We start from the raw sequence: 13016 nt of genomic DNA, 5'->3' as shown, positions 1-13016 counted from the left end.
ACATTGTTACAAACACGTGAGTAGGACCACTTTTGTCTACAAACTGAAGCCTCCCTCATGAAGGGAGGCTTTTTTGATGATTCGGTTGTCATTTAATCGCGGGTGTTAATTTCCAAATTGTTCTAGTAAAACGTTCATTTCAGAACTAAGTTTCAGAAATAAAGGTTTGTTTTTCATATCCAAGGCTTCATCAATTTGCTTCGCAAGGATATTCTTTTTGGTAGTAAGGACGGCTTCCAGAATAATCATATCAATCAACATTTCCTGAACCACGGCATCGTTTTTCATCTCGCTCATTGATAAGGACTTCACTGACTCTGAATAAGATTTTTCATTTTTCAAAGTTACCACCCCTGACCCTTTTTATTAGTATATGGATTTGCGCGGATAAAATCAACTGAAAATTTAAAAAATTCTAATATTAATAGAAAATGTGTCATATAGATGGCGGAACGACCGCTTTTTGAAAGAATTTTTAATTTTTTGTGAACTTTAAATTTCTCATAATTTATTGTGCTATTATAGTGAGGAAATTTACTTATATGGACTGGTACTCTTCACCAATTGTCGGTGAAAGGGGACGAATGCCTTTAGTAAAACGTTGAATCCTAATGCAATGAGGAAGAGGTGGGTTAAAATTGATGCAACACAACGAGGGAATCATAGAGGAATATGAAATAACGCCCCAAACACTTATGGTTGCACCGCTCAACTATGGCAGTAAAATTTATGCCCGTATCGTTGAAATGGAGGACGAGTTCATATCCCCTTTCAAGCCGTTGGAAATTATCAAGAGAAGCTGTGAATTCTTCGGATCCAGCTACGAAGGGCGTAGACAAGGCACTAAGCAGCTCATAAACATCACGCATAAAGCACCGATCGCGATTGATCCGACCAGTTCGATTTTCTTCTTTCCAACTACATCTCCGCTGCGTCTACCATGCATCTGGTTATCACATGAGCATGTCGTAGCCTATGATCGCCTGGACTCCAAACATACAACCGTTACATTCCGGAATAAACAATCGATCGACTTAGAGGTATCGTACAGCTCGTTCGAAAATCAGCTGCACCGGACATCCTTTTTAAAAACGAAACTGATCCAGAGGATTGAGGAAACCAAGAGAAAGTCTTTCTATTTATTCACCGATGCCAATGGAGCCAAGGCTTCAGAGTTGAATTCAAAGTATATTCCACGTTAGAGGAGGAAAAGTGAATGTAAGGAAAGGCTAATCGAATGTAAAGAAAATGGATGAAAATGAATGGAACAAGTTTCTTACTATTAATCGCTACAGTGCTAAATGGGGTACGGTTCCATTGAAACTGCCGTTTTATCATATCAGGTCCCCCCCGTTCAAGTGGGTTTATCCAGACCCATGCTTATACGTGAATAAGTCACCGATATCGGATTGGGAAATCTATCATTTAATGGATTTTATTTCTAGGTCATTTTTAAATCGGCGATGGAGGCGTGTGAAGTGAATAGATTATAATCATCAAAATGAACTCCCTTATCAGAAAAAGATAAGGGAGTTATTTATGATACTATTTACTTACATTCATTTCCTCCACCCTAAATATTCGGCATCTACAGGATAGGTATGTCTGTAACCCGCTAATTCGTAGAACGGTGGCTTCTCTCGAAAAAGTAATAACATAACAGGTCTTCGGTTTTGTTGCGAAGGCGCGGATTGAAATAATTATGATGTTCCTCGTATCCTTTGTATAAAAAACAATACATCGTGAAGGATTCATCGCGTTTGATTTCACTTACCTTAATATTTTCCTTGCGCAGATATCGACGAACCTCGGCAAAATCGTCCTGAACGATTTTTAGGATGTGCTCGACTAGCTCGGAATAGGGCCTTCTTAATTTAAACGGACTGATTTCGATGACTTTGAGATCCCGGTTTAAGACTGTAATCACCATCGGTAGGTAGATGGCTTTTTCGATCATATTCCGGTCATCCTCTGGAATGCGGGTCATCATGACCGCCCCTTTCTGACAAAACACTTTTTTACTATGAATATGTAACATTTATAACACATAGAACATTTGTTCTTGTTTGATTATCCTAATGTATTTTCAATCGATATGCAAGCTGTTTTAAAAAATGGTGAAAATTTCATTAACAAGATTATGATTTCCTGAGATAGGGAAAGTATGAAGATATATGGATAATAATTCTTGCAATTTCAGAAGAAAGTGATATATCTAAAATAAACATCTTTTTAATAAGTTTATGCTGCTTTGACGGCAGCATGTCGAGGGAGATAATTATGGACTTGGAGACAATACGTGAGTGGTTTACACTTGATCATATTTCGGGGCTTATTCAGCAATATCGCTCATTCGGCCCGATTCCCGGTATCTTACTGCCGATGCTGGAAGCGTTCTTGCCCTTTTTACCTTTAGTGGTGTTCGTGTTGGCTAATGCAACCGCTTTTGGCCTTTGGTGGGGATTTTTATTTTCCTGGATTGGTGCGGTAGCGGGGTCATTTTTGATCTTTTTAGTCATTAGAAGATATGGTCAAATGAGGTTTTTTCGGTTTTTACAAAAACATAAGCAGGTTCAGCGTTTGATGGTTTGGGTGGAAAGTCATGGATTCGGACCTTTGTTCATCCTGCTCTGCTTCCCTTTTACACCTTCGGCCATCGTGAATATCGTGGCGGGATTGTCAAAGGTCAGTCCGTTGCAATATGGACTTGCGGTCGTAGGAGGAAAAGCGGTGATGATTTTCACGATTAGCTTCGTAGGCTACGATTTAGTATCATTAATACATAAGCCAATACGCACGATCATTATCGGGGTCGTCATATTCGTCCTTTGGTATGTAGGAAAAAGACTGGAAGTCCGATTAAATAAAAGCATGAAGAGGGAAGAAGGACAATAAGTTAGAATATAAATGTAGTAGGGGTTGACGAGATGGGAAAAACAAACAAGAATTCTTTATCCGATTGGATAAAAGCAGCCATGATAGCTTTTGTTATTTACATCTTGATCCGTACATTTTTCTTTTCAAGCTATGACGTTGAAGGGAAGTCGATGCAGCCGACCCTAGAAGATGGCAACAAACTTGTTGTGAATAAAATCAATTATCAGATTCACGATATTCACCGGTTTGACATTATTGTTTTTCATGCGAATTCACAAGAAGATTATGTTAAACGAGTGATCGGGATTGCAGGTGACCGCATCCGTTACAAGGATGATTGGCTTTACGTAAATGGCAGGAAAGTGGATGAGCCTTATCTCGAGAAATGGAAGGAAGGATTCCCAGATCAGGATTTTACGGGGGATTTCACATTAAAGGAATTGACGGACGAGACCACCGTTCCGAAGGGAAAGCTTTTTGTCATGGGTGACAATCGTCTTGAGAGTGCGGACAGCCGCCACTTTGGCTTTATACCAGTGGAAAATGTCGTCGGTAAGGTGGATGTTCGATATTGGCCGCTCAAAGAATTCAATTATAGATTTACAGGTGAATGACTGGCAAAGCCCGAGAAAGCAGAGGGCTTTTTCTTTTGGGGAAACGCGAACGTACGATTGGTGTTTTGGATTGGGAAACAGTAAAATGATAGAAAGTGGTCCTTGACTGGAAAGGATCCTCATCAAAAAGTTGAAGGATTTTCTGGTATGATAGATCTAGACATAATGTTGGTGTATAAGGGGGAAAAAGAGATGTCACTCCGTTTTTTACTGGGAAGATCAGGTACAGGGAAAACCTCGAATGTATTGGGCGAAATCCGCTCCAAACTGGCAGAAGATCCCGAAGGCAATCCGATCATCTATCTCGTTCCTGATCAGATGACGTTTCTATCTGAATATAAATTAATTAAAACGCCAGGTCTTGCCGGCATGATCCGGACACAGGTTTTCAGTTTTAGCAGGCTGGCTTGGCGGGTTCTACAGGAAACCGGGGGAATGAGCCGCCTCCATTTGGATAGTGTTGGCGTGAATATGCTGATAAGGAAAATAATGGATGATAAAAAAGAGGAGTTCAAGCTGTTTCGCCGGTCTGCAGATAAGCAGGGTTTCATTGCCCAGATGGAACTAATGCTGGCTGAGTTCAAGCAGTATTGCATCGAGCCGCGGGATATTCAAAACTACTTGACTGAAGCATCAAAGGCAGCAAGCGGCATCCAGGATAAACTTCATGACCTTGAATTGATCTATCAGGCGTTTGAGGATGAAATGGTCGGCAAATATCTCGACTCCGAAGACTATTTCACTTTACTGATCGAAAAAATGGCTGAGTCTTCATATATAAAGAATGCGGAGATCTATATCGATGGCTTTTATAGCTTGACGCCCCAGGAATTATTGATTGTCGAAGAAATGATGAAGCTGTGCAAGAATGTGACGGTTTCACTTACCTTGGATCGGCCCTATAGGCAATATGCACCGGATGACCTGCAATTGTTCAGGCAAACGGGAAACCTGTATCATCATCTTTATCAAGCAGGGTTGAGGAATGACATCCCAATTTCAGACGATAAGATCTTAACGGGAACGGAAAGGTTTGGGAAGAGTCCGGCACTGGATCATCTCGAAACTTATTTTGCAATTCGTCCTGTACGGACGTTTGAGCACTTACCGGATGTAGCGATTGCACAGGCCGTTAACCGCAGGGCAGAAATTGAAGGTGTTGCCCGGGATATCTTGATGCTTGTCAGGCAGAAGGGGCACCGTTTCCGTGATATTGCGATTTTAGTCCGGAACGGTGAAGCGTACTCTGATATTTTACAAACCGTTTTCCGCGATTATCAAATTCCCTTGTTCGTCGATTCGAAACGGACGATGCTGAATCATCCTTTAATCGAATTGATTCGATCCACATTGGAGATCATCACTGGATATTGGCGTTATGAACCGGTATTTCGCGCAATCAAGACGGAGCTGCTCTTTCCGCTGCAAAATAATCATGACAGGATGCGCGAGCAGGTGGATAAGCTGGAGAACTATGTATTGTCCCGTGGGATCAAAGGGAGCAGATGGACTTCAAAAGATCGTTGGACGTACAGGCGCTTCCGTGGTCTGGAACTGGAGGACCGGAACCAAACGGATAAGGAAATGAAGCTTGAGCAAGAGCTGAATGAGATGAAGCAATTATTTACCGAGCCCATCTTGAAGCTTTCCAAGCGTGTTAAGAAGGCTGAAAATGGGAGGGAATTATGCGAAGCCCTTTATTTATATCTTGAAGAATTGCATGTATCGGAAAAGTTGGAAAAGCTGAAACAGGACGCGGAAGATGCCGGCGATTTGGTTTCGGCAAGAGAGCATGAACAAGCATGGAATGCGATTGTCGACCTATTGGACCAATTCGTCGAGCTTTTAAGCGAGGAACAGCTTTCCATGAAGCAATTTGCGACAATCATTGAAGCCGGGCTGGAATCGCTTGAGTTCTCTTTAGTGCCGCCTGCCATTGACCAAGTTCTTGTCGCCAATCTCGATCTATCCCGGCTTGACGATGTGAAGACGGCTTTTGTTATCGGCCTGAATGAAGGGGTCCTGCCGGGCAAGGCTGTTTCCGAGGGGGTCTTTTCCGATAGTGATCGCGAGGTTCTTTTGGCTGGTGGATTTGACGTCGCCCCAAGCTCCAAGGTGCGCCTCCTTGATGAGGAGTTCACCGCGTACAAAGCTTTCACGACACCTGCAGAGTCCCTCTATTTATCATATCCGCTTGCCGATGAGGAAGGAAAGGCTCTGCTGCCATCTTCCTACTTAAAGCGGGTGAGGGATGTGCTGCCTAACGTTTCCGATGTGCATTACATGAATGGTCCATCCGATCTGCCTGCTGGGGAACAGTTGAAATATGCCGCGAATAATGATGTGGCCCTCTCGTATCTGGCTGCCCAATTACAGCTCAAAAAAAGGAACTATCCAATTCATCCGCTATGGTGGGATGTATATAATATCATCATAGAGGATGAAATGGCCGGACCTTTTGCGACTAAGGTGTTATCAAGCCTTTTTTACCAGAACAAAACGAAGAAATTATCCGAAGAAACCAGTAAGCAATTGTATGGAGAAAGCATACTTACGAGTGTTTCGCGAATGGAAATGTTCAATAGCTGCCCGTTTTCCCATTATGCAGCCCATGGCTTGAAATTGAGGGAAAGGCAAATTTTCCGTTTGGATGCACCGGATATCGGAGAGATGTTCCATGGAGCGTTGAAAATGATTTCGGATTTTTTAAAGGAGCATGATATCGCTTGGTCTGCATTGACGACTGAACAATGCCTGGAACTTGCCAGAATGGCAGTGGAAAGACTCGCTCCTAAATTGCAAAATCAAATTTTGTTAAGTACGAACCGGCATCACTATTTACGCAGGAAATTGGAGCATGTGATCGGACGTGCCTCGATGGTTTTAAGCGAGCATGCCAAGGTGAGCGGTTTTGCTCCGGTTGGTTTGGAACTTGGGTTCGGGAAAAGTGGAGAGCTGCCGCCGCTAACTTTCACCTTGAAGAACGGTACGAAGATGGAATTGATCGGCCGGATCGATCGCGTGGATAAAGCGGAGGAAGGGGAAGGAGTCTATTTGCGTGTGCTCGATTATAAGTCGAGTGAAAAGGAACTGAACATGAGTGAAGTATATTATGGACTTGCCCTGCAAATGCTGACCTACCTTGATATCGTCGTTACTCATTCGAATTCGCTGATTGGCAAGGAAGCGATTCCGGCCGGCGTTTTGTATTTTCATGTGCATAACCCGGTGGTCAAATCAAAAGGCATGCTCAGTTTGGATAAAATTGAGGAAGAGATATATAAAAGCTTTAAAATGAATGGCCTTGTACTGGATCATTCGAATGTCATCCAGATGATGGATCAATCGCTTGATATCGAAAGCTCGGGTAAGTCCGATATCATTCCGGCAGGATTCAAAAAGGATGGATCGCTCCTCGCCGCTTCCAAAGTTGCCAGCAGGGAAGAGTTTTCATTGCTGAATCGCCACGTTCGCCGCATTTATCAGGAAGCTGGTGATCGCATGGTTGATGGTGATGTGGATATAACGCCATATAAATTAAAGGAAAAAACGCCTTGTACCTTCTGTTCCTTTAAATCGGTATGCCAATTCGACCAGTCCCTAGAGGAAAATCAATTTAGGAATTTAGCACAAAAGAAACAAAATGATGTTCTTGATCTATTGAGAGGGGAGGGGGAGAGCGATGAGTAAAACGATAATACCTGCTCTTCCAGCAGATGTGACCTGGACCGAAGACCAATGGAAGGCGATATGGGCCAAGGATCAGGACATTTTGGTTGCGGCCGCTGCCGGTTCCGGGAAAACGGCAGTGCTTGTCAATCGGATCATTCAAAAAGTGATATCGGAAGATGAGCCGATCGATGTTGATGAACTGCTCGTCGTAACATTCACCAATGCTTCGGCTGCCGAGATGCGTCATAGGGTAGGTGAGGCATTGGAACAAGCGATTTCTGATAATCCGCAGTCACAGCATCTTCGTAAGCAGCTGAGCTTGATTAATCGTGCCTCGATATCGACCCTGCATTCCTTTTGTTTAGAGGTGATCCGGAAGTATTACTATCTGACGGATATCGACCCGGCTTTCAGGATAGCCGATTCTACAGAAGTCCAGCTGCTTCGTGATGAAGTAATGGAAGAGCTTTTCGAGGAGCAGTACGGACAAAGTGATAATGAAACGTTCTTTCAATTGGTTGATGCATTCACGAGCGATCGAAACGATGATGCACTTCAGGATATCGTTCGATCGCTCCACGATTTTTCGCAATCGAACCCTGATCCCGATCGATGGCTCGATGGGGCCGCCAGCATGTATGAGTTGGCTGATGGTGAGGGCATTGACGACCTTTCGTTCATCGCTTCATTGAAATTTGATATTGGGTTGCAGCTGGACACGGCAAGGGATTTGTTGGAACGCTCGCTTGCGTTGACAAAAGTGCCGGGGGGACCGGCGCCAAGGGCTGAAAACTATTTGGCTGACCTTGCCATGGTTGCCAAACTGTCGGAAGTGAAAGAGCAATCCTGGGATGCGCTTTACGAAGAAATCCAAAACGTGAAATTCGGAACGGCAAAACGCTGCACTGGTGCAGATTTCATCAAGGAAATATCGGATGAGGCCACGAAATATCGTGATAAGGCGAAGAAAATCATCAAAGCGTTACAGGAAGAGTTGTTTTCCCGTAAGCCGGAAAGCTACCTGCGCGACATAAGGGAGCTCAAGGGATATGTAGACACACTCATCCTGCTGGTGAAACGATTCGATGCACGATTCTTCGCGGCCAAAGCAGAAAAGAACTTGGTCGACTTCGCTGATTTGGAACATTATTGCCTGCAAATCCTGACTGGTGAAACCGTAGCGGGTGAACGAAAACCATCGGAGGCTGCCATCGAATACAGGAACCAGTTCAAAGAGGTGCTTGTCGATGAGTATCAGGATACGAACCTTGTTCAGGAATCGATTTTAAAACTGGTGACGGCCGATGGTGAATATGATGGAAATCTTTTCATGGTTGGTGATGTCAAGCAGTCCATTTACCGGTTCAGGCTTGCCGAACCGAATCTCTTCCTTGGAAAGTACACCCGCTTTACTCATGATGGAATTGATTCTGGGCTGAAAATTGATTTGAACCGCAATTTCCGAAGCCGTAAAGAGGTTCTGGATGGAACGAATTTCTTGTTTCAGCAGTTGATGGGCATCACAGTCGGTGAGATTGATTATGATGAGGATGCTCAATTGAAAAAAGGTGCGCCTTATCCCGAAGACGTCCCCAATCCGATTGAACTCCATTTGATTGATGGGGCAGCTGATCCAAATGCACATGCGGATACGGCGGCGGAGGACGGATTTGAGGCAGAGGAGCTTGAGAAAGCGCAGCTAGAAGCAAGGCAGATGGCCAAGCTCATTAAAAAGGCCATAAGTGAAAAGCATCCGATATATGATACGAAGACCAAACAGTACCGTTCGGCCACTTATCGGGATATGGTCATCCTGCTGCGTTCGATGCCATGGGCACCGCAAATCATGGAAGAATTTAAAAAGCAAGGGATTCCAGTCTATGCCAATTTATCGACAGGGTATTTTGAAGCGACAGAAGTTGCGATCATGATTTCCCTGTTGAAGGTGATTGATAATCCGCAGCAGGATATCCCCTTGGCATCCGTTCTTCGTTCCCCCATCGTCGGGTTGGATGAAGAAGAAATGTCACAGGTACGATTATTCCATACCGGGAGTTATTACGAAGCATTAGCTGATTTTTACAGGAAGAGTGATCGGGAAGAGTACCCAGCGCTTTATGATAAGGCTTCGGCTTTTTATAAAAAACTGGTCAAGTGGAGAAAGCTTGCCAGGCAGGAAGCATTATCAGATTTAATTTGGCTGTTATACCGCGAAACCCAGTTCTACGATTTTGCAGGGGGGATGCCTGGCGGCAAACAGCGTCAGGCCAATTTGAGGGCATTGTATGACAGGGCAAGGCAATATGAAGCAAGCTCCTTTCGCGGATTGTTCCGTTTCCTGCGGTTCATCGAAAGGATGCAGGAGCGCGGAGATGATTTAGGGGCGGCTCGGGCTTTAGGCGAACAGGAAGATGTAGTCCGCTTGATGACGATCCACTCCTCAAAGGGCTTGGAATTCCCGATCGTGTTTATTGCCGGACTTTCCAAACAATTCAATAGGATGGATATCCGCAAATCGTATTTACTTGATAAGGATTATGGATTCGCAGCTAAGTACGTCAATCCCGAATTGCGGATCACTTATCCATCCCTGCCCCAGTTGGCATTTAAGAAAAAGAAGCAGCTTGAACTGATTGCCGAGGAGATGCGGGTCCTCTACGTGGCACTGACAAGAGCTAAGGAAAAGCTTTATTTGATTGCCAGCATCAATGATGCGGAAAAAACGCAGCAAGACTGGGCAAGCAATGCGGCGCATGGAGAATGGTTATTAAAGGACTATGTACGGGCAGGTGCCAAAAGCTATCTTGATTGGATTGGCCCAGCCCTTGTCCGCCATCGCGATTCACTTATGGAAGGCCAAGGCCTGGAAATGGAGTCGCATCCATCGAACTGGTCGATTTCGATCGTTCCAAGTGAGGAGCTTGCCGTTCTGGATGAAGAAGAGGCAATTGTACAGGAGCAATTACTTGAACATGTCCAGAAATCGGAGAAGGTCGGAATCGTTTCCGAGTTTTATGAAGATATTAAAGCACAGCTTGAATGGGAGTACCCGGAATATGAGGCTTCCGTGCATCGTTCGAAGCAATCCGTTTCTGAGCTGAAGCGTCAATATGAATTGAAGGACGAAACGGGCTCCACGGAATTATTGCGTAAATTTCAGCGTCCCATCACGAAGCGCCCGACTTTCATGCAGGAAAAATCACTTACCCCTGCGGAAAGGGGGACGATTACCCATCTAGTGATGCAGCATATTAATTTATCCCAGCAGATTACCGTTCAAGCGGTCCAAGAATTGATGGTGGATTTGATACAACGTGAACTGTTGACAGAGGAACAGAAAGAAGCTGTGGACCCGGAGACGATTGTCGTTTTCTTTGACAGTGAAATCGGGCGAAGAATGCAAAAGTCGCTGAACATTCGCCGGGAAGTGCCATTCACGATGTCATTGCCGGCAAAGGAAGCTTACGCCGATTGGGCTTCCGGTGAAGAGGAAATCCTGATTCAAGGTGTGATTGATTGTATTTTTGAGGATGAACGGGGCCTTGTCCTGCTGGATTATAAAACGGATACGATAAACGGCCGATTTGCCAATGGGTTTGAAGGAGCTAAAGAAATCCTTGCCGATCGATACCGGATGCAGCTCCAGCTTTATACGAGGGCTGTTGAAGGGATACTGAATAAGAAAGTAACCAACCGCTACTTGTTTTTCTTTGATGGGTCACATTTATTGGAAGTTTAAGGGGTAGGTAGGATCAATCGAGCAAGCCTGCTGGGAAACCTGGATGAATTTGAAAGTATCTCTGAAGTAAAGTGTAAGTTTCGTAAAGGGTATTGAAAATAAAGCTACGCAGCTTGAAGGGAAGGCCGTCTGTATTTTACAGGCGGCATTTTTTATGGTTTTACTGTCCACGATAGAGGTTGTAATCAATCCTCCAATTTTATCGTACCCGTCCAAATTTTATAAAATGACGGAAGAATGGTTCTTGTCGGGTATATCTCTACAGTTTCCCCATGTGACTTGGATGATCCTGACTCACGCATCAACCAGCTTAATTGTAAGGCTGCCTCATCCATCATTCATAATTAAAAAAAATCTTCGTTTTATCTATTCTATTTGAGTCATAAAGCGCCAAGGCGGCTCCCGGACCGCCCGCGAAAAGCAAAGGCCGAAGTCCGACCTCTCCAAAGTTGTGGACAGTCGAAATTTCATCTGCATTTTCAAACCTGGAGTTAATAAAAACCGGCAGTTTTCCACTGGTTCATCCGACGTTTTTTTATTTTAAACAAATGTGCCCAATAGGGTAGACTTTTCGTGTCTACTCTATAGGGCACATATAAGAAGCGGGAGCCTTTTCCTTCGTTAATTATTCCCTGCAATGGGTTGGTCGATTCCATTGATATCAAGGACATTGCTTCCATTCAGTCCGTTGGCGGTAAAAACGATGGCACCTGTGTTCGCTGAACCTGATCCTGTGACCGATTTGGAGGATGACTTTGGAGAAATGACCGCTGCATCACCGAATAATAGATTTCCTTCCCCTACATTGAATATTTGAATTGGGCCGACTATGGCTGGCATATGAACTCCTCCTTCTTAAAAAATCAAGTATTGTTTGTTGAATCCTCAACGGATGTTTCTTCGACCTTTTTAGGGACCTGCCGAATGTGCTTCACCCTGGATTCCATACGTATGTGGCCGACATTGCCCACGCCAACCACGGAAGAGGATGATATCCCGATGATATTGATATGGCCGACACGTATGAAGGGATTCGAATTTGCAAATGTTGAGTAGACCGGTTCATACAATCTCGGAATATAAATGGGCCGCTTAAAAATGTCATAGTCTTTGAATTGAATGTCCACTGAACCAAAAGTCTCGCTTTTCTTTTGAACGGCTAATGCAAGGGCATTTCCGTCTATATAGGAAGTGTCCCCGATTTGCATGGTCGAGCAGAATGAGACCGTATCGGATAATATGGATTTCACTTTCGATATTCGAGAGAACATGTTGGTTACCCTTCCGGGGAAACCGGTACGAATGGACCGATGATAAGGGATTCTGGCGGGGTATCGAATGCGGAAGATAGTTGCACCGTTTGGACATCCCCGATGAGAAATAAAGCAGAGCTGGCTACACCGGTGATTTTTATATCACCTACACAAAGCTGGTGATTGGTTACGTTAAACTCCATTTACATTTCCTCCTGTTTCTGCTTGTGAATGTGTGATGAATTGAAACAATGCCGCTTGAATATCGGATTTCACCCTTTCCTTGACCTTTTCCTTAACGTTATCACGTTGCTGCGGTGCACGTTCCGGGTAAGAGAGGTTATCGTAATACATATTGATCCGTTGATGGAGCTGACGTTCAACGTCTTGTTTAATGAAGTCATGATAAGAAGGCTCCAATGAAATTTTCAGCTGGCTTTCCGTATCGTGAATCATATTTTCCAAGTCTGAAAGAATGTCGTTATGAATTTCCTGGACAACGAGTTCCCGGCCTGGAAATAAATTTGGAGCAGGCTGAACGGGTTGGTTATTAACGGCGAATTCATCAATGTTGTTTAGATCATTCGGATTTAAACCGATATTCAACGTACCGTCCAGTGATTCGACTTTTAATTGATCGAATTTATATTCAATTCTATCAACATGGATTGGCGGCCTATTTTTCAGCTCGGCAAGTTCATCCGTCAGGCGTTTGAGTTCGTGTTCAAGTTTCATGATCCGCTTATCCTGGGCTTCTAGATAACGCTGCATTTGCATGGAGTACGAATAAAGATCCTGATTCACGATTCAACACCTCACCTTCACCAAGATATATTTTCATATATGACAGTATATGAAAAA

At 44.0% G+C, this 13016-nt stretch carries 11 protein-coding genes; 5 read left to right on the top strand and 6 right to left on the bottom strand.

Annotated elements, in window-relative coordinates:
• Nucleotides 1-105: 105 nt before the first annotated feature.
• Nucleotides 106-342 carry an IDEAL domain-containing protein gene (locus tag AS888_RS15610; protein WP_061143077.1) on the bottom strand — a complete coding sequence of 79 codons (237 nt, stop codon included), beginning with the start codon at nucleotides 340-342 and terminating at the stop codon, nucleotides 106-108.
• Nucleotides 343-641: 299 nt separating this feature from the next.
• Here AS888_RS15610 and AS888_RS15605 point away from each other — a divergent pair, with 299 nt between their 5' ends.
• Nucleotides 642-1202, top strand: coding sequence for a competence protein ComK (locus AS888_RS15605; protein WP_061143076.1), 561 nt, complete (start codon nucleotides 642-644; stop codon nucleotides 1200-1202).
• Between the two features lie 413 nt (nucleotides 1203-1615).
• On the opposite strand, the gene AS888_RS15600 is transcribed toward AS888_RS15605, so the two are convergent.
• Nucleotides 1616-1987, bottom strand: coding sequence for a YhjD family protein (locus tag AS888_RS15600; protein WP_061143075.1), 372 nt, complete (start codon nucleotides 1985-1987; stop codon nucleotides 1616-1618).
• 293 nt (nucleotides 1988-2280) lie between these two features.
• Here AS888_RS15600 and AS888_RS15595 point away from each other — a divergent pair, with 293 nt between their 5' ends.
• From AS888_RS15595 to addA, 4 genes are all read left to right on the top strand, one after another.
• Complete coding sequence (locus AS888_RS15595) at nucleotides 2281-2895, top strand: TVP38/TMEM64 family protein (protein WP_061143074.1); 615 nt, start codon at nucleotides 2281-2283, stop codon at nucleotides 2893-2895.
• Between the two features lie 32 nt (nucleotides 2896-2927).
• Nucleotides 2928-3491 carry a signal peptidase I gene (gene lepB, locus AS888_RS15590; protein ID WP_061143073.1) on the top strand — a complete coding sequence of 188 codons (564 nt, stop codon included), beginning with the start codon at nucleotides 2928-2930 and terminating at the stop codon, nucleotides 3489-3491.
• A gap of 192 nt (nucleotides 3492-3683) precedes the next feature.
• Nucleotides 3684-7181: a helicase-exonuclease AddAB subunit AddB gene (gene addB, locus AS888_RS15585; RefSeq protein WP_061143072.1), complete on the top strand. Its 3498-nt coding sequence runs from the start codon at nucleotides 3684-3686 to the stop codon at nucleotides 7179-7181.
• On the top strand, nucleotides 7174-10902 hold the full coding sequence (gene addA, locus AS888_RS15580; RefSeq protein ID WP_061143071.1) for a helicase-exonuclease AddAB subunit AddA: 3729 nt from the start codon (nucleotides 7174-7176) through the stop codon (nucleotides 10900-10902). The genes addB and addA overlap by 8 nt, the downstream gene beginning before the upstream one ends.
• A 621-nt stretch (nucleotides 10903-11523) precedes the next feature.
• On the opposite strand, the gene AS888_RS15575 is transcribed toward addA, so the two are convergent.
• The 4 genes from AS888_RS15575 to gerPC are packed head-to-tail and all read right to left on the bottom strand — an operon-like array spanning nucleotide 11524 to nucleotide 12959.
• Nucleotides 11524-11742, bottom strand: coding sequence for a spore germination protein (locus AS888_RS15575; protein ID WP_061143070.1), 219 nt, complete (start codon nucleotides 11740-11742; stop codon nucleotides 11524-11526).
• A gap of 23 nt (nucleotides 11743-11765) precedes the next feature.
• Nucleotides 11766-12173: a spore germination protein GerPE gene (locus AS888_RS15570; protein WP_061143069.1), complete on the bottom strand. Its 408-nt coding sequence runs from the start codon at nucleotides 12171-12173 to the stop codon at nucleotides 11766-11768.
• Nucleotides 12174-12178: 5 nt separating this feature from the next.
• Nucleotides 12179-12358 (bottom strand): hypothetical protein, encoded by a 180-nt coding sequence (locus AS888_RS15565; protein WP_057912469.1) that lies wholly within the window; start codon nucleotides 12356-12358, stop codon nucleotides 12179-12181.
• Nucleotides 12348-12959 carry a spore germination protein GerPC gene (gene gerPC, locus AS888_RS15560; protein ID WP_061143068.1) on the bottom strand — a complete coding sequence of 204 codons (612 nt, stop codon included), beginning with the start codon at nucleotides 12957-12959 and terminating at the stop codon, nucleotides 12348-12350. Before gerPC ends, AS888_RS15565 begins: the two co-directional genes overlap by 11 nt.
• Nucleotides 12960-13016: the final 57 nt, after the last annotated feature.

The sequence above is a fragment of the Peribacillus simplex genome (genome assembly GCF_001542915.1).
In the GTDB taxonomy this organism is placed as follows: Bacteria; Bacillota; Bacilli; order Bacillales; family DSM-1321; genus Peribacillus; species Peribacillus simplex_B.
This window is presented reverse-complemented; position numbering and strand designations above follow the sequence as displayed.

Excerpts from the sequence above, each read along its gene's own strand:
- AS888_RS15605 (WP_061143076.1), top strand. The coding sequence starts at position 642 with ATGCAACACAACGAGGGAATCATAGAGGAATATGAAATAACGCCCCAA.
- AS888_RS15600 (WP_061143075.1), bottom strand. The coding sequence starts at position 1,987 with ATGACCCGCATTCCAGAGGATGACCGGAATATGATCGAAAAAGCCATC.
- AS888_RS15595 (WP_061143074.1), top strand. The coding sequence starts at position 2,281 with ATGGACTTGGAGACAATACGTGAGTGGTTTACACTTGATCATATTTCG.
- lepB (WP_061143073.1), top strand. The coding sequence starts at position 2,928 with ATGGGAAAAACAAACAAGAATTCTTTATCCGATTGGATAAAAGCAGCC.
- addB (WP_061143072.1), top strand. The coding sequence starts at position 3,684 with ATGTCACTCCGTTTTTTACTGGGAAGATCAGGTACAGGGAAAACCTCG.
- addA (WP_061143071.1), top strand. The coding sequence starts at position 7,174 with ATGAGTAAAACGATAATACCTGCTCTTCCAGCAGATGTGACCTGGACC.
- AS888_RS15575 (WP_061143070.1), bottom strand. The coding sequence starts at position 11,742 with ATGCCAGCCATAGTCGGCCCAATTCAAATATTCAATGTAGGGGAAGGA.
- AS888_RS15570 (WP_061143069.1), bottom strand. The coding sequence starts at position 12,173 with ATGTTCTCTCGAATATCGAAAGTGAAATCCATATTATCCGATACGGTC.
- AS888_RS15565 (WP_057912469.1), bottom strand. The coding sequence starts at position 12,358 with ATGGAGTTTAACGTAACCAATCACCAGCTTTGTGTAGGTGATATAAAA.